Annotated in this window: 17 protein-coding genes; 1 reads left to right on the top strand and 16 read right to left on the bottom strand. The window is 53.7% G+C overall.

All coding sequences use genetic code 11. The annotated features are described in order from the left end of the window. Nucleotides 1-236: 236 nt before the first annotated feature. Together SK3146_RS24095 and SK3146_RS24090 are read right to left on the bottom strand one after the other, a co-directional pair. Nucleotides 237-1076 carry an SDR family oxidoreductase gene (locus SK3146_RS24095; RefSeq protein ID WP_249866417.1) on the bottom strand — a complete coding sequence of 280 codons (840 nt, stop codon included), beginning with the start codon at nt 1074-1076 and terminating at the stop codon, nt 237-239. A gap of 281 nt (nt 1077-1357) precedes the next feature. Continuing rightward, a complete protein-coding gene (locus tag SK3146_RS24090; RefSeq protein ID WP_249861151.1) occupies nt 1358-2602 on the bottom strand; it encodes an IS110 family RNA-guided transposase in 1245 nt (414 codons plus the stop codon). A 259-nt stretch (nt 2603-2861) separates the two neighbouring features. On the opposite strand from SK3146_RS24090, the gene SK3146_RS24085 reads away from it, so the two are divergent. Then, nucleotides 2862-3425, top strand: a complete 564-nt coding sequence (locus SK3146_RS24085) for a MerR family transcriptional regulator (RefSeq protein WP_249861150.1) — start codon at nt 2862-2864, stop codon at nt 3423-3425. A gap of 71 nt (nt 3426-3496) precedes the next feature. On the opposite strand, the gene SK3146_RS24080 is transcribed toward SK3146_RS24085, so the two are convergent. The 14 genes from SK3146_RS24080 to SK3146_RS24015 form a co-directional block, all read right to left on the bottom strand. Then, entirely contained in the window at nt 3497-4429 is a 933-nt protein-coding gene (locus SK3146_RS24080) for a stalk domain-containing protein (RefSeq protein ID WP_249861149.1), read from the bottom strand. 433 nt (nt 4430-4862) lie between these two features. After that, the gene (locus SK3146_RS24075; protein ID WP_434006911.1) at nt 4863-5462 is read right to left on the bottom strand and encodes a L,D-transpeptidase; all 600 of its coding nucleotides are present in this window, start codon (nt 5460-5462) and stop codon (nt 4863-4865) included. Between the two features lie 78 nt (nt 5463-5540). Continuing rightward, nucleotides 5541-5948 (bottom strand): nucleoside recognition domain-containing protein, encoded by a 408-nt coding sequence (locus SK3146_RS24070; RefSeq protein ID WP_249861147.1) that lies wholly within the window; start codon nt 5946-5948, stop codon nt 5541-5543. Next, nucleotides 5941-6924 carry a nucleoside recognition domain-containing protein gene (locus tag SK3146_RS24065; RefSeq protein ID WP_249861146.1) on the bottom strand — a complete coding sequence of 328 codons (984 nt, stop codon included), beginning with the start codon at nt 6922-6924 and terminating at the stop codon, nt 5941-5943. The genes SK3146_RS24070 and SK3146_RS24065 overlap by 8 nt, the downstream gene beginning before the upstream one ends. 60 nt (nt 6925-6984) lie before the next feature. Further along, on the bottom strand, nt 6985-7191 hold the full coding sequence (locus SK3146_RS24060) for a hypothetical protein (RefSeq protein ID WP_249861145.1): 207 nt from the start codon (nt 7189-7191) through the stop codon (nt 6985-6987). Further along, nucleotides 7185-8354: an NAD(P)/FAD-dependent oxidoreductase gene (locus SK3146_RS24055; RefSeq protein ID WP_249861144.1), complete on the bottom strand. Its 1170-nt coding sequence runs from the start codon at nt 8352-8354 to the stop codon at nt 7185-7187. The genes SK3146_RS24060 and SK3146_RS24055 overlap by 7 nt, the downstream gene beginning before the upstream one ends. A 103-nt stretch (nt 8355-8457) precedes the next feature. Then, nucleotides 8458-8955: an ATP-binding protein gene (locus tag SK3146_RS24050; RefSeq protein ID WP_434006818.1), complete on the bottom strand. Its 498-nt coding sequence runs from the start codon at nt 8953-8955 to the stop codon at nt 8458-8460. Nucleotides 8956-9066: 111 nt separating this feature from the next. Next, nucleotides 9067-9399: a DUF3024 domain-containing protein gene (locus SK3146_RS24045; protein ID WP_249861143.1), complete on the bottom strand. Its 333-nt coding sequence runs from the start codon at nt 9397-9399 to the stop codon at nt 9067-9069. A 32-nt stretch (nt 9400-9431) separates the two neighbouring features. Next, the gene (gene rpsN, locus SK3146_RS24040) at nt 9432-9701 is read right to left on the bottom strand and encodes a 30S ribosomal protein S14 (protein WP_249861142.1); all 270 of its coding nucleotides are present in this window, start codon (nt 9699-9701) and stop codon (nt 9432-9434) included. A gap of 275 nt (nt 9702-9976) precedes the next feature. After that, nucleotides 9977-10960 (bottom strand): ABC transporter substrate-binding protein, encoded by a 984-nt coding sequence (locus SK3146_RS24035; protein WP_249861141.1) that lies wholly within the window; start codon nt 10958-10960, stop codon nt 9977-9979. Between the two features lie 374 nt (nt 10961-11334). Beyond that, a complete protein-coding gene (locus tag SK3146_RS24030) occupies nt 11335-16407 on the bottom strand; it encodes an InlB B-repeat-containing protein (protein ID WP_249861140.1) in 5073 nt (1690 codons plus the stop codon). A gap of 1341 nt (nt 16408-17748) precedes the next feature. Then, entirely contained in the window at nt 17749-18825 is a 1077-nt protein-coding gene (locus SK3146_RS24025; RefSeq protein WP_249861139.1) for an acyltransferase family protein, read from the bottom strand. Beyond that, complete coding sequence (locus SK3146_RS24020) at nt 18818-20578, bottom strand: class I adenylate-forming enzyme family protein (RefSeq protein ID WP_249861138.1); 1761 nt, start codon at nt 20576-20578, stop codon at nt 18818-18820. The genes SK3146_RS24025 and SK3146_RS24020 overlap by 8 nt, the downstream gene beginning before the upstream one ends. A gap of 196 nt (nt 20579-20774) precedes the next feature. After that, nucleotides 20775-21149: a hypothetical protein gene (locus SK3146_RS24015; protein ID WP_249861137.1), complete on the bottom strand. Its 375-nt coding sequence runs from the start codon at nt 21147-21149 to the stop codon at nt 20775-20777. Nucleotides 21150-21164: the final 15 nt, after the last annotated feature.

The following is a 21164-nucleotide window of genomic DNA, read 5'->3' as shown; positions in this document are numbered from 1 at the left end:
TTCACGGGCTTGTCTATTCAAGAAATCCGGGGACAAGAGCGTTCGGAAGATGCTTTCGCATGCGGAGCGGGCGTTTCTCACCACCCTTTTAAAACTTCCAAAGCGATAACCCTTATCTATGGCGGCGGTGCTCTCGGATCAGCTCGGATTAAGCCTTTGTACGAACCCCGCGGCTTCCGCTCGAGAGAGGAAGCTTGAAGCTCCGGCTTGCCGCCGCTTCTGCCGGACGCGAGTCGTTACTCGATTGTGTTTTGAAAATAGTGCCCTTGCTCGAGATCTTCAAGCAGCCCCGGCTGCACAGGACGCCAGCCCAGCAGCTCCTGAGTCTGCGCACTCGATCTAGGGATATCAAGCGCTGCAAGGACGCCTAGAAAACCAAAGTGACCTTCTGCCTCCTCACGGGAAATGCTGACCGTCGGCAAGTTCAGCTGCCGTCCGATCACTGCGGCAATGTCGCGGAATCGGATACCTTCATCGCCCACGCCATCCAGCCGCGAGCCTGCCGGGGCGGCTTCAACGGCCAAGCGGAACAGTGCTGCCGCATCGAAGCGATGAACGGCCGGCCAGCGATTGGTCCCGTCGCCGATGTAAGCGGAGAAGCCCTTCATACGGGCGATGTGAATCAGTCGCGGTACAAAGCCCTTATCTTGTTCCCCGTGCACCGATGGCGCAAGCGACACGATAGATGTCCGCACCCCGCGTTCAGCCAGTCCGATAACTGCATTCTCCGATGCAACCCCATTGGCGTGAGCCGTAATCACGAACGGCTTGCCGGAGCCTTCAAGCGCCGCTCCCATCGCTTCTACGGCACGCAGATCCGCAGCCAGCGATCCGGCAAAATCCGAAAAATCGTGGTTAAATGCCAGATGAATAACACCATCGGCGGCAGCGGCGGCGCGTTGAAGGCTGTCAAGATCCTCAAGAGTGCCGCGATGAACCTCTGCGCCGGCCTTCTCCAATAAGGCGGCGCCCTGATCCGAACGGGTAAGTCCTGTAACTTGATGACCGCCTTCCAGCAGCTCGCGAACCACTTCTGAACCGATATAGCCGGCTGCTCCGGTTACAAAAATACGCATCATGATCTCTCCTCATAAGATTTTCCGCACAAAGGATGATCCTCTACGCGGTTGATGACTTGCACCATTCAAGCATAAACTATAGAGTGAACTCTAAGGCAAGTCATTCTGAGTCCAGCGGTATGATGTCAAGTCCCCGAATCGGTCGAATTGGAAATTTTCTTGGCTGTAACAGCTGGGAGTGCCGAAAAAAGGACAGCTCAAACTGAACCCAGCGAAAAATCGAGATAATATCCAGATTTTAACTGGGAATTATGCCAGGGACTTTAGCAAAGGAGGCGTTAATCCTTCGCAGGCGTCACCTTCTTCCGTGGCGTATAGAGTTGGCCGTTGCGTAGCAGCACATCGACCAGACGCACAAGCTTTCTTGCGGTTAAGACGAGGGCGCGTTTATGTTGGTGCTTGGGCACTTCCTTGTATTTCTTCCGGTAGTACTCGCCGAATTCTTCATCGCGGTTCTTTACCGAGTTGGCAGCTTCAACGAGGTAATAGCGAAGGAATCGGTTGCTGGATTTAATCCGTTTGGTGTCTTCGGCTTCAAAGGCGCCAGACTGGCTCTTGCGCCAGGTGAGGCCAGCATACTTGGCGACAGCGGCTTGGTCGCTAAAGCGCTCGATGTCACCGATCTCGGCAAGGATGCCAGCGGCATAGACGCGATCAATGCCGGGAACAGAACGCAGGCACAGGGAGCCAGGGATCGTCTCGAGAATTTGCTCAATCGCCTTGTCCAAATCCTTGAGCTGAGCCTGGATGCTCCGGATTGCTTGAATGGATGTACCCAGCACAAGATCAATGGAATCCTCGACGACTTTGGACAGCCGGTAAGAGGCCCTGGCCGCTTTCTGAATGCAGCGCGCGACGTTCTCGGGATCCGGGAAGCGATTGCGCCCCTTGTCCCGCAAGTAGTCGGCCAGATCGCCGACATCCATCGTCGCGATGTCGTCCAGACTGTACTTTTCGGAGAGCATCTCAAGGATGGCATGGCCGAACACCGAGCTCTCGACTTCGGTCGTGAAGGCATTGCACTTGTAGAACAGGTTTTGCAAGAAGTACTGTTTCTCGCGCGTCAGGTTATGGATCAAGTGAAACCGCATGCGCGTTAAACGCTGGAGCGCAACATACTGCTCCTGCATGACAATGGTGGTTGTCAGCCGCCCGAAGCGCAGACGGTCCGCAATCACCCAGGCATCAAGCCGGTCGGTTTTATTCAGGTCGGGATAGGTTTCTCGGAACTTGCTGACCAACTTTGGATTCATGGTAAAGACCTTGGTATGGCGCTCCTGGAGTGTAGGGTCACTATGCAGGTACATGGCGGGATGCCAGCTGTAGACCGAGGTCGATTCAAGCCCAATGTGAATCTCGGAGACCGCGTGCTTGTCCGCTAGGGCAACGATGCGATCTCGCAGATGAGCAGCCCCCTCCAGATTGTTTTTCACTGTGAGGGTCTCGAGCTTATCCCCGTCTGTGTTCATGAAACACGTTTCCAGTTCTTTCGAACTGACGTCAATACCGACAAAAAGCGTCAAATGGAATTTCCTCCTTTCGATGAGGGATGCAGGGAATAGACTCTCCGGGATGCCTCCGGCGCACGCGCAGATCAATCACCCTCGCCTATAAGAACACGCTTCGGTCCATGAGCTGCCCTGGCTTGCTAGTCCAGGCATGGGGTGCCGAAGGGAACGGCCAGCGGGTCAGAAGCTCAGACGCGTACCGGAGAAACAGACTTAGAAATGTAGACGTGCTACAGGAGGAGAAAGAATTTCCCCGATAGATCCCTATGATCTATTGTCCAGAGGCATGCGGGAAAGTCCAGTCCCTTTTGCAATTTTCAAGGTGCGATTTACTGGAAATCGAAAAGTTTGCGGCCAGTTCCCATGGGAACTGGAAATCGGCTTAAAACTTGGTTCTAGAAATACTATACGAGGAGAAATGAATATGAAAATTCAAGAATTAGCGAAAAAGATGGGATTATCCGTTCACACGATCCGTTTTTACGAAAAGGAAGGCCTGTTCGACAGCCGTCATGTTCAGCGGGAGAAAAATAACTATCGCCATTATTCTGACGAAGCTGTGGAGCGTCTACAGATGATCAAGAAGTTTCAGGGACTGGGCTGCTCGCTGGCCGAGCTAAAAGAGATTTTTCAGGATAAAGATACCAACACGAAGACGAACCAGCAGGTCATTGACTGGATCGAACAAAAGAAAAAAGAGATTGAGCAGAAGAAAGCCGAATATGATCAAATTCTTGAAACGCTGGACTGGATGATCGAATACAGGAAGGTCTTAATGCACGATCCGCAAAAGGCTGAAACGATGCTCATAGCCAGAAAGGCCATCTCCCCTCATTAAGGGGGAACCGCCTCGACCAGACCAAACGCGGCGAAGCGCACGGCCTGCTCCTAACGATGCGGCAGATGCCGTTATTTCAATGGATCGCTAGTCGGTTCGAACGTATTTACCGTTACCGATACGGATTTGTAGTCGGTAAAATCGCCCTTGCCTGCGATTTCGAATGTCGTTGCGGTGAAGCTTTCGGCGCTGCCGCTGCCCGTCTGCTTCAATTCCGCCGTACCAAGCGCCTTGCCTGCCGCATCATAGAAGGTCAGCGTGGCATCGTATCGGTAATTGCCCGTTTGGTTCAGGCTGACCCAGCCGCGTATTTTCGTAAAACCGTCCTGCGCGGCCATCCGGACATCGCCGATGCCCAGTCTGTTCGACGAATCGTAGACATCGACGGTAGGCGGAACCGGCAGCCCCCTCGGAACCGGACCTACATTAGCCAGCAAAGCAAATGCATATCCCGTCACGTCGCGATCGGCCGTCGCCTTGAAATCGCGAATCTGATCGCCCTTGGCGACGAACGCCGCTTGGATCGGCACTTTGCCTATATGCTTGCCCTGATCGTCATAGAATAAAAGATCTCCCGTAACCGTAACGTCGCTTCCCGGAGCAATGCCGCTTTTTCGCGAGTTCGTCATCGCTTCCCAGTGGTCCTGCCCGACAAACAGCTTGCCTTCGACCGCAGCCCCTTCGGCTGTTTTGGTAACCTGCAAATGGCCGGCGCGAATACCGCTGTTCATGTTCGTGACGGGAAAGTCGTTGTCGACTTGGATCGTCGTGCTGTCGTGATCGTAGGCAACTACGGCACCCAAGCTTTCAGCGGCAAAACGGATCGGGACATACGCATGCCCATCCACATTGATGGTCGAGTAGCCGTCAGGCAGCTGCTTTGCTTCGCCGTTCACCTCATATTTCGCCGGGAATAGCACCGCATTAATGGCATTATCCGCATAAACCGCCGTCGTCCCGGCCAAAATGGCGCCAACTGCGAAGCCTGTTATATATTTTCTCATTTTATAAATACCCCTTATTTGTAAAAATAATGAAATAAACGCGCTGCCAAATTTAGACGCAAAAAGACGCCGGAAGTTGCACTAGCGTATCTTGTTAGCGTAACAACCAGATCATTTGGGGCGGCCATTTAAATATCGATGTTCTTAATAACTTTTTGTGTTCGTAAAAGTCAGTTCTCCGCCCTTTCCCGCTCACGACTCGTTTCAACCGCGCGATCATTTGCTCGCCAATCTTGGAATCCGCTCTCGAAGCGGATGCCCATCTCGACAACGGCAATCGACGAGAATAACCGGTCAAGTAAGGTTTATTTTCGCAGGATATGCATAATGGATAGCGAAGCGGAGAATAAGAAATGGGGATGCCGGAGAAAGATAGCCAAGAAAAAAACGGCCCTGTCGCAGATCGTTTTCTTGTCTGTTCATGTTGACCTTCTTACGAGTGAACGACAACCTTCGTCTGCTTCGGCACATGATCGTAAATCCATTTCGCATCCGGGATGGAGAGCCGGAAACATCCGTGCGACGCTTTCTGACCCAGCTTGTCGGCTTCATCGACAATGACATGCCGCTCTTCGTCCATCGGGACGCTGTGAAACAGAAACTCGCCGTGGTTTTTCCAGGAAACCCAGTACATGGCGCCTTCCTTCGCTTTCTTGCTGTAGAACCAATCGCCTCTTTCCGGTTCGATGTAATAGGTTCCTTGAGGCGAAGTATTGTCCGGCGATGTGTCCAGACCGGAAGACATCACCATCGAGTATAATACCTTATCCCCATCCTTGACATAGACCTTTTGATCGCCGATCGAGACGTCGAGCCAGATGGTTTCGCCCTTGGCCAAAGCCGGATAAGGACCGCCGGACGGCTCGGTCCAATCGATGGCGCTTGCCGTATTCGCAGCCTGCTCCGCTTGGTCCGTTACAGCGGCAACCGGCGGCGTTGGCGCCGACGAAACGGAGGACGGCTCGCTTGGCCCGCAGCCTCCCAACATAAGCAGCATAAGCCCGGCACTTGCTATAACATAAGCCGTTTTCAATGGTATCATTTCCTTTGCTTCTATTGTTATGAGCGTGACGATGAACCGTCGTTCCCCAGGCCGGATGGCGGGATTGCGTTACCTGCCCACCGCCAACAGGATGATTCCTGTGGAAACGAGAGACGTCAGCGCTTGTTTGCCGGCCAATGAGGCGGCAAATGACCAGCCGAATTCCTTGCCCACGGTCCGCAGCGTCACCAGGCAGGCGGTCAGCGTCGAAGCCAGGTACACCAGGACGAAAACCTGCCCCGCGTCCAGCGACTGCAGCAATCCCCCTTCGCCGTAATTCAAAACGAGCAATCCGTCCTTGCGTAACATGGAAAAGATGACGCCGCTTGCCGCCTCCGCCGGTAAATGAAACCATTGCAGCACGGGTCCTGCGGCTTTCGACAGCCATTCCAGCAGTCCAGTCAGCTGCAGGATGGCGGCGATCAAGCAAATGGCGATAAAGATCGGCATAGCCTGAAACATAAACTGCTTAATCACGGTGCGCACCCGCCAGCTTACGGCGCGTATTCCCGGCCTTTGCAGAAAGGTTCTGGTCTCGTACGCCGGAGTAGCCAGCCGGCCCGATGCGCGATGCCATAACCGCGTATGCAGCGCCCCGACCAAACCGACGACGGCTACATACGGCACAAACAGCCATGGGTGGCCGGCCGATCCGAACACCGATAAGGAAGCGCCGATCTGGTAGCTGCAGGCGGAACCGAACGCAATCAGCGATACGCAGGATTTGCGGGTGCAGGCGCTGCAGGCGGCTTTGGAATACCGCCACGACGTTGCAGCCGAAGCCGGACAAGACGGGAATCAGATCGCGGCCGCTTAGCCCAATCCGGCGCATCCAGCCGTCCAACGAGTCGGTGATCCGATCCTTGATCCCGCTCTCCTCTGCCAGCGCTACGCTGACGCCAAGCAGCAGCACGACGGGGAACGCCCACAGGAAGGAGTACAAGCCGAGCGTGACGATGCCGTAATCGCCGACGAAGAAGGGCCGCAGCAGCGGAGGAACGCCTTCAAGCCAGGACCGGATCGGATCGATAATGCTCCGATCCGCTATCGGCTGCAGCCATGCCGACAGCACATAGGCCAGCAGCACCGGTGCGGCGAAGAGCAAGAGCGTCATCGCCAGCGACAAGGGCCGTCCCCACACGGGATGCTCGAACCAGGTGGATTGAGGGCGTAGAGCGGGAAAGTCCGCCTTCAGCAATGCCTTCGCCTTAGGGCGAATCGGCTTGGCCAGCGCCAGCGACATGAGCAGCTCCGTTCTGCCCGCCTCCGTCAGCCGGCGCGCATCCGCCATGCGGACGGGAATGCCCAGCCAATCGCCGTAATACCGCGCTACCTCCGTCAGATCGGCGGACATTTTATCCGCAAACGTCAGGACGAGCACCGCCCGTTTGCCCTCCGCCTTCACGGCCTCCAGCAGCAGCGGCAGCTCCACAGCGGCATGCGTAGCGCGCACGACAAGAACGACGATATCCGCATCGGTGACGGCCCGAGGGCCTCCTGCGTTGTCCTGCTGTCATCCTGGACCCGAAGGCCGGGAAGATCGGCAAGATCCAGCTCGGCGGTCAGATGCCCTCGGCGCGACCGGATCGTCGAACCGCGAAAGTTCGACTCCTCCCCCGTGTCCTTCCCCGGTAAGCCCGCGAAACAGCGCCGATTTGCCGGAGGATTCGAACCCGATCAGCACCGCCGTATGCGGATGCTCCCGCGCTTTAGTCAGCATGTGCAATCCTCCCCGCAGCAGCTCAGATCGGTCAGCATCATGCCCTGCTTACGGTATTCCTCCAATGGTTGCGTGTCCAGCCCGAGCCGCTGCCCGATCGCTTCCGCCACCACGCCGAAGCGCTGCCGGAATTTGTAGATGAAGCAAAACAGCAGGCTGCCGTGCGTAACGCTCGGTCCGGATACGAATAATCCCGGCGTCTTCGTCGATTCGTCGTATTCGTTCAATATCGTCACATCGCCTTCATCTTGTTCGAACAGATGCCGAATCATCTCCAGGCTCCCTTTGAACCCTGTAGCCAATATCGGCTGATGACTCGTCTTCACGAACCGGCTGGCGCCGGAAGCGTCCTCGCAGTAAATCAGGAATCCCCCGCCATCGGCCGGCTCAATCCAATGCACTTCATAGCCGGACATGAGCTCGATTGTCCCGTCCCCGGTCTCCTTTAAGCGGTCCTTCGTGTACGGCGATAGCTCGACGCTCGGGTCGCTGCTGCCTTTTTCCGTCCAACGGCCGCTCCGGTCGATCAGCGTCACCTTTTTGCCCAGCCGGCTCAAATGAATCGCCGCGTCGGCGCCGCTCTCGTAGCCGCCGATGACGACGATGTCCTCGCCTTCCACCTCCCGCCATTGGCCGATCAAGCTGTTATGGAGAGCGTATTCCGCTCCGGGAAATCCGTCCAGCCGCGGATACTGAAACTCCCCGGCCGCCCAGATCACGAATCGGCTGCGCATCGATCCATGCGATGTTTGCAGCTCAAATCCGCCTTCCGGCAGCGGCTGAACCGAGGTGACATCCACGCCGGCGTGTATCGGCAGCTTTTTATACTCCGCCACGGCCTGCAAATAGTGCGCATAATCTTCGCCGGAAGGATGTTCCGTGCCGAGCGTATACGCAGGGGACGTTTTCAGGGCGATCGCGTTAAGATCCATCATCCCGTAGGCATTGCTCGTAAAGGACGGTGTAATCATGCGCATTTCCTGCGGCCACATAAGGAAGGAAGCTCCGACCTCCCCCCTCTCGAGTATGCCGAATCGTTCGACGCCCAGCTCTTGCAGCGCGCATCCCATCCCGATCCCCGCGGCGCCTCCCCCCACAATCAGACAATCATAGGATTTCAATAATGATCCCTTCTTTCCAACGACACCCGCTGCTTTCGTCATCCGTGCATCCATCCTTTATTATGGTAATCAACATAACCGGCGTCCGTCTTATAACGTAATTATTACGCTTTATTCTCAGTATCCTCCGTACCCTTATGAGATCTTAGTTTATCGGCAAAAATCGATTCATTGCTCCTTGCGGCGATTGCGGTTTAACCCTCGCGAACGATTTGGGGGTGGTCTCGCGCGTTCTGGCGATGGCGTCGAATTCATCCAGGAACAGTACGCACGGCGATCCTTTGGCGTAATCGAATATTTTTCGTATATTGCTGCCGGTTTCCCCCAAATGACTATGAATAATCGCGTCCAGCCGGACCAGAATCAAAGGAAGCTCCAGCCTCGTCGCGATATAGAACGCGCTCAGCGTTTTCCCGGTGCCGGGCGGGCCAAATAAAATCATCTTGTTGGGAATCGGCACGTCGTATTGCTCGAATGTATCCTTCATGCCAAAAATCGTAATAAATTCTTCGATGATTTGCCGATGGGCCGGCGGCAGGACGATCCGTTTTACTTTTTTCGCACAATCTTTGGTCTCGTAAAAAGTACCCATGTCGATCCCCTTGGATCGGGGGAGACGGCTGTTAGTGTTCTTTTTGCTCATGAATGCAAGCTCCTTCGAGTAAATTCCGCAATACGAAAGCCCGACGTTATCGTCGGGCCCTCACTCCAATCCTCACAGCGGCATGAAACGGCCTCCCCCCGTTCGATGCGGCTACGAAATCCAGAAAATCCCCTCCCGATCGAGCTCAACCTGTTCCAGCTGCAGCTCGAAATCGGAATGAGGCGCAATCGATGCTGCGATATGCCAAGCGTTATCCCCGTCTTTGGCATATACATGCCACATGCTTTGCTCAAGACGAAATTGCACGATAGCCGCGCCCAGCCACTTTCGGCCGCGATCATCCGGGCGTTCCTCCCGCAAGGTCAACCGATTTTCATCCCATTGGTATGTCAAGCGGACAGAAGATCGGACATCTCGGGGCACCTTCAATGCAATATATCCGTCCAAAATGTTTTCGAGCCTTCGAATCGTAAAACGATCCATCCCAACTTCACCTCAAGAACACGTACATCCTTTTACCAGCTTGCCTTTTTGACTCCCGGGATCTGACCTTTATAAGCCAATTCACGAAATACGATACGCGAAACTTTGAACTTGCGAAGATAACCGTGTGGTCTTCCCGTTACCTCACAGCGGTGATGAAGTCTTGTCGGCGAGGCGTCTCTGGGCAGCTTGCTCAGGCCCGCATAATCTTTATTATCCCTAAGCTGCTTCCTGAGCTCCGCATAGCGGGCAACGGTGGCTTGCCTCTTCTGTTCTTTGATGACTTTCGATTTTTTAGCCATGAATATCGACCTTCTTTATTCGTAATTTTTACAATTATTATACCAAGACGTTGCCCTAGTTGCAATCATGAAATTGGGCGCTATCCGATGAAGCCCCGTTCAGTCCCTGGCCTCGTCCCGATTTAAGCGAGAAAACTGCCTATCGAAGTCTTTTCAAAGACGTCCGGGCAGGCGTATTCAGCGAAAATTGAAACCTTCCTATACGGCAAAAAGCACCCGCCTCTTGAGAAAAACGGGTGCCCCTTCGAACTCCCGGCTGCCGCGCGGGAAAAAGGCTATTTCTTCTTGTTCTCTTCGCTCCGCTTCGTCAGCATATCGACAACCAGGTCGATCTGCGCCATCACCGCAATCGGATCGTACCGGTAGAACGTGTTGAAGTCGTTGTAAAATATCGTATTGTTTTTGTAAGCTTTGAGCCCCTTCCATACGGAAGAGTCCTGCAGTTGCTTCAGCGCCTCGCCTTTATTCTCCGGATCGTAAGAAGTCAGGAACATGTAGTCCGCGGCGTAATCCGGCAGCACTTCCATCGAAAGCTGCACCGTCTGTTCCGCGCTGCCGCTTGTCTTCGAAGGCATTTTCAGCTTCAGCGCATTGTACACGGCTTGCCCGCCGCGTCCGGCATTATCTCCGAAAATCCACAGATCGCCTTTATTCGTCAGCTCGTACAATCCGAAGGTCGCGTTCTCGTCGATTACGCCCTTCAGCTTCTCGCGGCCTTGAGCGGCCTTTTGGTTGAAATCGGCCATAAACTTCTCCGCTTTTTCTTTCTCGCCTGCAATATCTCCGAACAGCTTCACGGTCTCTTCGATGTTTTTGGCCGTTCCGAACGGCAGGTATAAGGTCGGGGCGATCTTGGACAACGCCTCGTAATTGGTATCGTACATCACGACGATCAAATCCGGGGCCAGCTCCAGCGTTTTTTCCGGATTGACCTGTGTGCCGACATCGGCAGCCCCCTTCAGCTTGTCCTTCAGAAACGGATTATCGAACGTCGTCGGCTCCACTCCGACCACATTGGCTCCTACCGCAAGCAGCTCGCCGCCGTAATAGTCCGTCACGATCCGTTTGGGCTTGACGGGAATTTGCACCTTGCCCTTGACCGTATCGAAGCTGCGGGTAGCCGCTTCCTTGTCCGGGACGGGCGTCGCCTCCGATCCTGCGGACGGCCCCGCGCTGCTGCCGCCTCCGCATGCGGATAGGAACATCAGCACAACAACCAGCAAGGCCGCAGCGAACCGGCGTGCAGTTAATTTCAACATGTTATCTCTCCTCTGCATACAGTGAATACTTATGTATTATATGATAATGATTTTCATTATCGCAACTGTAAAAGAGAAAATAGCATGTTGTCCTGCTTTTAAGTGGCCGCCTGACGCGCGGCGCAAACGAAGACGAAGCCTGCGGGAACAGGCTGTAGAATCGCTAACGTTCGCCTCGGCCCGTGGACTCGGCCGTTTCACGGGTTTATCCATTCCACAATATACGAGCCCTCCTCCACCAGACAGGCAAAACTCCTTGTCGGAGCCGCAGGCCGCATACAATCGGCGTGCTTTCTTTAAGAAAAAAGAGCTGCCGCAGCAAATGCGGCAACTCTCCATTATTTATTCCGTTCAAGCAATCATTCTCTTTGCGATCAGATCAGACCGGATTTTTGCAGCAGCCGTTGTACGATCGCCGCAACCTCGGCCCGCGAAATCGATGCCTGAGGCTCCAGACGATGATCGCCTCGGCCTGTAACCAGACCTGCCTGCAAGCAATCGCTAATTGCTTTCGCCGCCCAGCCGGATACCGTATCCGCGTCCTCGAACGTGTTCAGCGCTGCCGCACCGGAACCAAGCTTCTGCTTCAGCTCCGTGATCGTCATCGCTTTGGACATGATCGTCATCGCTTGTTCCCGTGTGATGCTGTCCGTCGGACGGAAGGTCCCGTCCTCAAAGCCGCCGATCAATTGGTATGCATACGCCGTTTGGATCGCTCCCGCGTACCAATCGGAGTTATGCACATCTGTAAACGGCGCCGCCCCCGCTTCCGGCTTCAAGCCCAGAGCTCGAACCATAATCGCGGCGAATTCCGCCCGCGTAATCTCTTGATCCGGATTGAAGCGGTCATCGCTCACTCCGTTAATGACCATCCGCGAGCCCATATCGTTCACCGAATCCTTCGCCCAATGCTGGGCGACGTCCTTGAACTCCAGCGGATGCCAGACTACCGAGTAAGTGCTGTTCGTCAAGCTGTTGATTTTGGCGACATATCGTCCGTCTTCAACAACGATGCGTGTCGGCACGTGACGTACCGTTCCATCCGGGTCGACGACGACCGCGGTCGTAATTTTCTTCGGATCGACGCCGTCCGGAATGACGATCGTTCTTTCCACGTAAGCGTTGAATTTGGACACCTCAATCGTCTTATCTCCGTATGTGCCTTTGACCGTAAACTGTACCGCCGGAGCCACGATCGTGAACTCGCCTTTGGCCGCGGCATTCTCTACGACCTGCGCCATCGACGCTTCCGGCTTGGCGATCTCGATTTGAATCCGAATCGCTTCGAGCGGTACGCTCTTGCCGATCTGTTCGGAAATCGCATCAATATTGATTTGCTGCGCAGGCAAGGTGTATGTGGCGCTGTCCGTCTTCAGTTCGACAACGGCTTGGCTGCTCTCCATGTTCTTCACCATTTGCCCGTTCAATTCTCCGACGACCACATCCGACTTCGCCGTCATCGGAATCGTGATAACCGCATGCTGCCCTTCGGCCGCAAGCTTCTCTTCCAGCTTCTTCGGATCAACGGCGATTGTCGTCACGGACTGATTGTTTACCGTTGCCGTCGTTGCCGTTCCGGCGTTCTCCGCCTTACCGTTAACAAGCACGTCGACTCCCGTTGATGCTCCCGATGTGTTCGATCCCGTCGAAGGAGCAGATGTACCGCCCCCGCCTCCTTTGGAAGGAATAAAAGGAGTCACCGCGTTGGACGGTTCCGAAGCGGTGCCCGCTCCCACGCCGTTTACCGCCTTCACCGTAAACGTATAGGCGATGCCATTGGTCAAGCCGGTGACGGTAATCGGGCTTGCGGTCCCGCTGACCGTTATGTTGCCCGGAGAGGCTGCGACCTCGTAGCCCGTAATCGGGCTGCCTCCGTCATCATCCGAAGGAGTGAACGTAATGACGGCCTGTCCTTTGCCCGCAACCGCAGTGACCGATGTCGGAGCCGACGGTACCGATTTCGGCGTTGCGCTCACTTCATTGGATACCGGACTCTCACCTCCCGGATTGGTTGCCTTCACGACAAAGTAATACGTTGTGCCATTGGTTAGCCCAGTCACCTCGTAGCTGTACACCGAACCGCTCACAGTCGCCGCTTCTTTGCCATACTTGCCCGAAGCGGTGCCGGAGTAAACCGTGTAGCCTACCGCTCCCGCTACCGGCTTCCAGTTCAGGCGGACTTGCTTATTCCCCGGTTGAGCTGCAACGATCTCCGGAGCTCCTGGAGACAGCACCTGCGGTGTTGCCGTGATCTCGTTGGACGGCGCACTGTCTCCGCCTTCATTGATAGCTTTCACTACATAGTAATACGGTGTTCCGTTTTTCAATCCTGACGACGTATAGCTGTACACTGCGCCGCTCACCGTCGTTAACGGATTTGCGTAGCTTCCCGCGGCTGTGCTCTGATAAATTTTGTAGCCCGATGCGCCCGGCACTTGAGTCCAAGTCACCGTAACCTGCGCGTCCCCGGCTGCCGCCGACTGGATGACAGGTACGCCCGGCACATTCATGATCCATTTGGCCGAGAGCGTCAAGTTGCTTGTAATTGCCTGCTCCGTAAAATGGAACGGCTCATTAGAGTTGCTGTCCGTATACCATCCGGCAAACATATAGCCCGCTTTCGTCGGAGCTGTCGCCGGCTCGCTTGCATGACCGTTGTAGTTGACCTGCTGTGCGGGTACTTCCGTACCGCCTGCCGTGTTAAAGCTTACGGTATAACTGTTGATGGTCCATTTTGCATAGACCGTGGTATTGCCTTTAATCGCTGTGTTGGCAAAATCAAATGCCGTTCCATACGCATCGTCCGTATACCAGCCGCTAAACGCGTAGCCTTCCTTCGTTGGAGCTGTCACCGGCTCGCTTGCATGGCCGTTGTAGTTGACCTGCTGTGCGGGTACTTCCGTACCGCCTCCGGTGTTAAAGCTGACTGCATAGTTGTTGATCGTCCACTTTGCATAAACTGTAGTGTTACCCTTGATCGCTGTGTTGGCAAAATCAAATGCCGTTCCATACGCATCGTCCGTATACCAGCCGCCGAACGTGTAGCCTTCCTTCGTCGGTGCAGTCACCGGCTCGCTTGCATGGCCGTTGTAATTGACCTGCTGTGCCGTTACTTTCGTACCGCCATCTGTGTTAAAGCTTACTGTATAGCCGTTGATGGTCCATTTTGCATAAACCGTGGTGTTGTTTTTAATGGCTGTGTTAGTGAAATCAAACGCCGTTCCATACGCATCGTCCGTATACCAGCCGCTAAACGCGTAGCCTTCCTTCGTTGGAGCTGTCACCGGCTCGCTTGCATGGCCGTTGTAGTTGACCTGCTGTGCCGTTACCTCGGAACCGCCACCCGTGTTAAAGCTTACGGTATAGCCATTGATATCCCATTTTGCATAGACCGTGGTAGTTCCCGTAATCGCCGTATTGGCGAAATCAAATGCCGTTCCATACGCATCATCCGTATACCAGCCGCCGAACGTGTAGCCTTCTTTTGTAGGAGCTGTCGCCGGCTCGGTCACATGGCCATTGTAGTTGATCTGCTGTGCGGTTACCTCGGAACCACCGGCCGTATTGAAGCTTACCGTATACTGGTTGATGCTCCATTTTGCATAGACCGTGGTATTGCCTTTAATCGCCATGTTGGCGAAATCAAATGCCGTTCCATACGCAGCGTCCGTATACCAGCCGCCGAACGTGTACCCTTCTTTTGTAGGAGCTGTCGCCGGCTGAGTCGCATGGCCGTTGTAGTTGACCTGCTGTGCGGGTACTTCCGTACCGCCATCTGTGTTAAAGCTTACTGTATAGCCGTTGATGATCCATTTTGCATAGACCGTGGTACTGCCTTTAATCGCTGTGTTGGCAAAATCAAACGCCGTTCCATACGCATCGTCCGTGTACCAACCGCCGAAGGTGTACCCTTCTTTTGTAGGAGCTGTCGCCGGCTGAGTCGCATGGCCGTTGTAGTTGACCTGCTGTGCGGGTACTTCCGTACCGCCATCTGTGTTAAAGCTTACTGTATAGCCGTTGATGATCCATTTTGCATAAACTGTAGTGTTACCCTTGATCGCCGTATTGGCAAAATCAAACGCCGTTCCATACGCATCGTCCGTATACCAGCCTCCGAACGTGTAGCCTTCCTTCGTCGGTGCAGTCACCGGCTGAGTCGCATGGCCGTTGTAGTTGACCTGCTGTGCGGGTACTTCCGTACCGCCATCTGTGTTAAAGCTTACTGTATAGCCGTTGATGATCCATTTTGCATAAACTGTAGTGTTACCCTTGATCGCCGTATTGGTGAAATCAAACGCCGTTCCATATGCATCGTCCGTATACCAGCCTCCGAACGCGTAGCCTTCCTTCGTCGGAGCTGTCGCCGGCTCGCTTGCATGGCCGTTGTAGTTAACCTGTCGTGCCGTTACCTCGGAACCGCCGGCAGTGTTGAAGCTTACGGTATAACTGTTGATGGTCCATTTTGCATAGACCGTGGTGCTGCCTTTAATCGCTGTGTTAGCGAAATCAAACGCCGTTCCATACGCATCATCCGTATACCAGCCGCCGAACGTGTAGCCTTCCTTCGTTGGAGCTGCTACCGGCTCGGTCGCATGGCCGTTGTAATTGACCTGCTGTGCCGTTACCTCGGAACCGCCGCCCGTATTGAAGCTTACTGTATAGCTGATCGGCGTATAGCGCGCTGTATAAGTAATATCGCCATTCACAGTAGTGGCTGCTACATCGGAGCCGCTCAACAATGTAGCTCCTCCATCACTGCTCCACCCTGCGAAACTATACCCATCGGCTGGTGTTACGGCAGGCACTCCTGCGGGATGTTCCCCTTGAGCCACCGATTCGCTCGTACTGCTAATTGTGCCGTGATCTCCGGCTGCATAGGTAACTGCATACATCGTCACCGCAGCGCCGGTCGTAAATGTCTGATCAGTTCCCTGCCTGGTTCCTGAACTATTGGTTGCAATGACCCGATAATGATAGGTCGTCTCCGGCATCAATCCTTGTAACGTGACCGCGACCGGAGTCCCTCCTGCTCCGGCAGCTACAGTACCGCCTGTTGTTGCAGCCGCAGTGCTGCCATAGCTCATGGTTGTTCCATAATCGAAGCTGACGGTTGTCTCCGCTCCTTGATCGTCTACATTCCCGTTCAAGACGGCGCTCGTGGAAGCAATTGCGCTTGCAGGCTCGGTCACTGCCGTCGGGCGTTGATTAAAGACTACGCTTACCGGCGAGCCCAAGTATAAACTATCGTCCGAATCTTTAAGCGAATATGTCACTTCTTCGAACGTCGAATCGGTTACGTGAAAATCGATCTGACCGCTGCTATCGGTCGTTCCCGATTCAGGCGTAATAACCGAGTCTCCGCCATAAGCTTCCAATCTGAATTGTTTCCCGACAACCGGCTTTCCGTCGAATCCCGTTACCTTCGCGTGTACGGTAGAACTACTCATTCCGTTCGCGTCAATCGCGCTGTCATCTGCCGTAAGCTGGTACGTTTCCAAATTCAATGTAAGTGTTTGAGCATCGGACGTATTATTAGTAAACGTCAAATAATAATCTTTTCCAGGCTCGAACACATAATCTAGGATACTTAAATCTATATCTAATACTCCATTAGATGTATCGCTACCCATCTGGATGTTATCGTCTTCAAAGGAGTAAGATATATCGCTATCGCGCCCCTGTCCGTCCGCAACCACTCCATAAATACGAATGAGATCGCTCAACTGAGGTGTGAATTTGTAATATTTCTTTGTATTGGGATCAAGCGAAATCGTAGTTAACGCCTTTGTAATGGGAATAGCATCTTCCATAGAATTCCCGCTGGCAGGCGGAGTATAATCCAAAAAATTATAAGTTACTTTTCCTTCCCCGGCAGTAAAAGCGGTGGCTACTATTTTCAAATGAGCTGTTGTAATATTTTTGGTACCATTCGAGCCGATCTTTATTGTTTCATTCGATCCATCATATCCGCTGTATTCAATTGCCATTCCTTTATATTCTTTAGAATAGCCCGTGCCATCGCTACCAGTACTAGAACTATCAGGAATTTGTTCCTCCAGACTCTTATCGTGATATCCAAGATTTTTCCCTTGGTCGTCATGCGCCACGATCAGCCGGTACTTTTCCACATCCTCAGTAGCATCGGAATCTACTACTACGTCCATATCAAGAATACGGATATCAATATCATTAGTCCCGACCATATTAATTTCCAAATCTTTCACGCCGATCGGTACCTCGGTAAGCGTTTTTGATTCTAAAACTTTAAGATCTTTAACCTCAAATGATCCTTCTTTACTTCCGCTATAATCAATCTCGGCCATAACAGTAGAAGTAAAATGAAATGACAGCAGCCCCAGAATCCCAAGAAAAAGCAATAAAAACTTATGTAGCCTCACTGAGTATCCTCCCAAGTTCAAAATCAAACACAAACATTTTCCAAGATCATAGAGCTGTCAAAAACTGCGAAAGGGTCTAATTTACTTGATATGACCATGAAATATCCTATATCCCAATAAAAAACGATTGGCTGGAGCCGCCCTCCACTTGGAATGATTTTCATGGTAAATATCTCCCAATTCCCCCTCAATACCCGACTCTTAATGTAGTACTTTAGTCATATATTCCACAATTCGACGAAAAATCCTTTTCTTCGTTTTTTTATTTTTCAAGACATTGTCGAATGCCCAAAAACACAAAAAAAACGCTGCAGAACTTGTTCATTCTGCAGCGTTTTTCACTTATTTCCCGCCTCTATCGCAAGCACTTGTTACATCCTTTTCGACAACTCACGACACCGCATCTTTGCGCATTCCCGAAGCCGGCTTTTTTTCATACAGCAGAAGCAATGACGTAATCGCGGCACATTCAACCAACGTAAGCATCATCATGCTGAAATCCTCAAAAACGTCCATACCTCCTGGCTCCCAGTGAAGCAGAAGACCGTTAATCCTCATTAGCAAAATATGACCGAAAAAGACAACCAGACTGAACAGATTCATCGGCCGATGATATATTCGTACCGCTTCGCCCTTCATCCTAAGCACTCCGCAGAAGAGCAGGAGGGTGTTGGGCAGAAGGCTGAAGGACAGTTTGTATTCGTCACTCCAACCGGCGAACAGCAGCAGCCATACGGTTTCCAGTGCCGTTGCGAGCAATGCCGCGACCCATAACGGACGAAGGCTGCGCCGAGTCCATGCTTCTTCATGCTTCGCAATCAGCACGCCGAGCAGCACGAAAGGTAAGCCGAAGCCGATATAGCGGGTAGCCAGCTGGCTCAGCAGCTCGCCGTAAGCGGGGCTAAGCCATGAGAACGGTTCCCCAGTACCGGCCCATATCGTTCTGAGCGATCCCGACACCGCCTGAACCGCCGCGAATCCGGCCAAAGCCGCCGCAAGCGCCGGACGAAGAGCGTTCCGCTCGTAACACCAATAGGAGACGATCACTCCGAACAACAGCGGCGGGATGAACCATAGCTGGACGGACGGGCCGTTGATCACCAGCATCACCGCTATGATCTTGCACTGCAGAAGCAGGTTGACGGGCGAGATCCCGCCGCTGATCAGCGCGGGAACGACGAACTCGGCGAGGAACAGCAGACAGAAGGCCCCATACAGCAAACCGATGCGAGCCGCATATTTGCGGACGTAAGCGCGTGAATCGGCTGCGCGGGTCCACCCCTTATACGCCAAGAAGCCCGCTATTACATAAAAGCACGGAACGACCACACGAAGCTGAAGCAAGACGAACTGCAGCTGCTGATTCGGCACGCGAGCGAAATATTTAAGCAGCATGGCGTGGGCGAGCAGCACGATGACGGCCCCGGCGAGCTTGTATACCGTAATGCCCGGATAATAGTTACGCATGTTTCTTCATGCCTCCGATATGCTCTAACGCCAGCAGCTTGATCTCGGCGATGGACACTTTGCCTGTGGAAGACAACGGAAAGCTCGGCAGAAAGACGTAATAGCGGGGCAGCTTGAACGCCGATAACTGCGGCGCGAGATGATCTCTTAAGTCGTCGGGGCTGGGTCGTGTTCCTTGCTTAGCGACGATGCAGGCGCACACCTGCTCCCCGTAGAGCTCGTCCGGTATGCCGAGCACAAGCGCATCCTCTACATCCCGATGCAGCAGCAGCGCATGCTCGATTTCGACGGGGGATATTTTCTCCCCGCCCCGCGAGATCAGCCGGTGCAGCCGGCCGGTAATGGTGAGCTGCCGGCGTTCGTCCAGGAAGCCGAGATCGCCCGATTTATACCATCCGTCCGGCGTATAACACGCTCGGTCCTTATTCTCCCGAACATAGCGCATCACGCGGTGGCTCCGAATGGCAATCTCTCCCTGCTCGTTCACAGCCATAGTCTCGCCGGTTTCCGGATGAACGATCTTCACTTCGACTCCACGATCCACCTTGCCCGCCAGGCTGAACGCATTGGCCGCAAATTCCCTATAAGGGATAAGCCCGCTCAAAAATCGGGTGCGCTGCAAAAGCTTAAACAGCGTAAGCGTAAGCAGGTTGTTCCTGCCGTCCATAAAGCAGGCCCCGTTCGCAACCGCCCCCGCTTCGGAGGAGCCGTAGCTGACCATGAAGAACAGCAAATTCATCTCCCGCGTCACCTTTTGCAATACGGATGCAGTTACGGCCGCCGAGGTAAACACGACGCCCAGCAGCGAATCCAGCCGATAATTGCCGCGTTCGGGCGAAGCCAGCATCTGTTGGATCATGAACGGCGTTCCCATGACAATGCGGCATTTTTCTTGCGATAGCACCGACAGCGCCTGAATAGGATGGAAATGGCTTAGCATAAGGATCGGCAAATTACAGGTTTTCAGATTGGCAAAAATAGCGACGATCCCGCCCAAATGGTAGAGAGGCAGCAGATTCAACATTGGAAAATACCGGGCCAGCCGGTCGGTCGCGGACTGCACCCATGAAGAGCCGTGCCTCCCGCCGCTTTTTTCGCCGGGTACTACCAGAAAGGATGCGGTGGAACGAAGCACTCCTTTGGGTGTGCCCAGCGTGCCGGAAGTGTACAGCAAAATGAACGGGTCTTGAGCGCTAATCTCCATGCATGCCGGCAGGAAGGCTTCACGGTCGTCCCGATCCGCAGCCAAAGCATATAATTCGGCAAAAGGCCGGAAGAAAGACTGCTCGCCGTCTTCCAGGACAAATACATGCTTCGGCAGCCACGAGCTGTCTTCCCCGCTTCTGCGGCAATCGAGAATCACTTCGCGCATCATCTCAGGATAATGCTGGCGATGTCCTTCTTTCCCGAGGATCATGGCGGCCGGCCCGGAATCCTTCAACAGAGTCTGCAGCTCCTCCTTCTTGGAGTAGGCGTTCAGCGGCACGGACACCGCTCCGATACAAGCGGCCGCATACATCGCAAGAATGAGCTCCATTCTTCCCTGCATCAGCAGAGCGACCCGGTCGCCCTCCTTAATACCCAGTTGCAAAAAGCCTTTGGCCAGCATCCGAACTTCATCCCACAAGCGGGACCAGCAATACCGCTGCCCGAACTCCGGATAATGATAGGCGATTTCACTTGGATAGGCGGCAGCCCGGCTGCTGAGCATATAAGGAATGGTGTCCATGTTTCCGTAAGGGACCCGTTTCATCGTCGTACTTTCCTCCTCGTTCTTAGAGCCGAATCATTTGTAAAATATAACCATGTATACTATATCATCATTTTCGTTCTTAATAAAGAACATTTTTTCGTAAAAAAACCGGCCCTTCTCCAACATGATGTGGAGAAAGCCCGGCATAACCTGCGGTCTGTCCGCTTTTTTCACTGCCACTCCGGCACCCGATGCTTTACTGCCGTTTGGCTACAGGGATGATTTCCTCCTTATCGTTCCAATGAATGCGGACGTTAAAGCCCGTTTCGTCGTCGTAAGGCTGATCGAGCGTCGATGTTCCCGTTACTCGCAGGTGGGCTGCCGCGGCGGCGTGTTCACCCTTGCCGTTGAAATTTTTGCTGTTTTCAAAAGCGTAGCGAACCCCCTTGACCGGCTGCCGATCTTCCCCTGTATACTTTATAACGAATGACTTTTTATTGGAAAACGGCCGAACGGTAGCATCGACGCTCCAGAAGGCGCTTTTGCCGGTAAACTCGATCGGCTTGGAGCAGCCCGCCAGACTGATTCCCGCCAGCAGCAGCAGGCACAGCGGAATCCACGCTTTGTTCATCTGCCGAAGGCCTCC

This window comes from Paenibacillus konkukensis (assembly GCF_023523925.1).
GTDB lineage: Bacteria > Bacillota > Bacilli > Paenibacillales > NBRC-103111 > Paenibacillus_S > Paenibacillus_S doosanensis.
The sequence above is the reverse complement of the archived record's forward strand: the minus strand, read 5'-3'. Positions and strand labels throughout refer to the sequence as shown.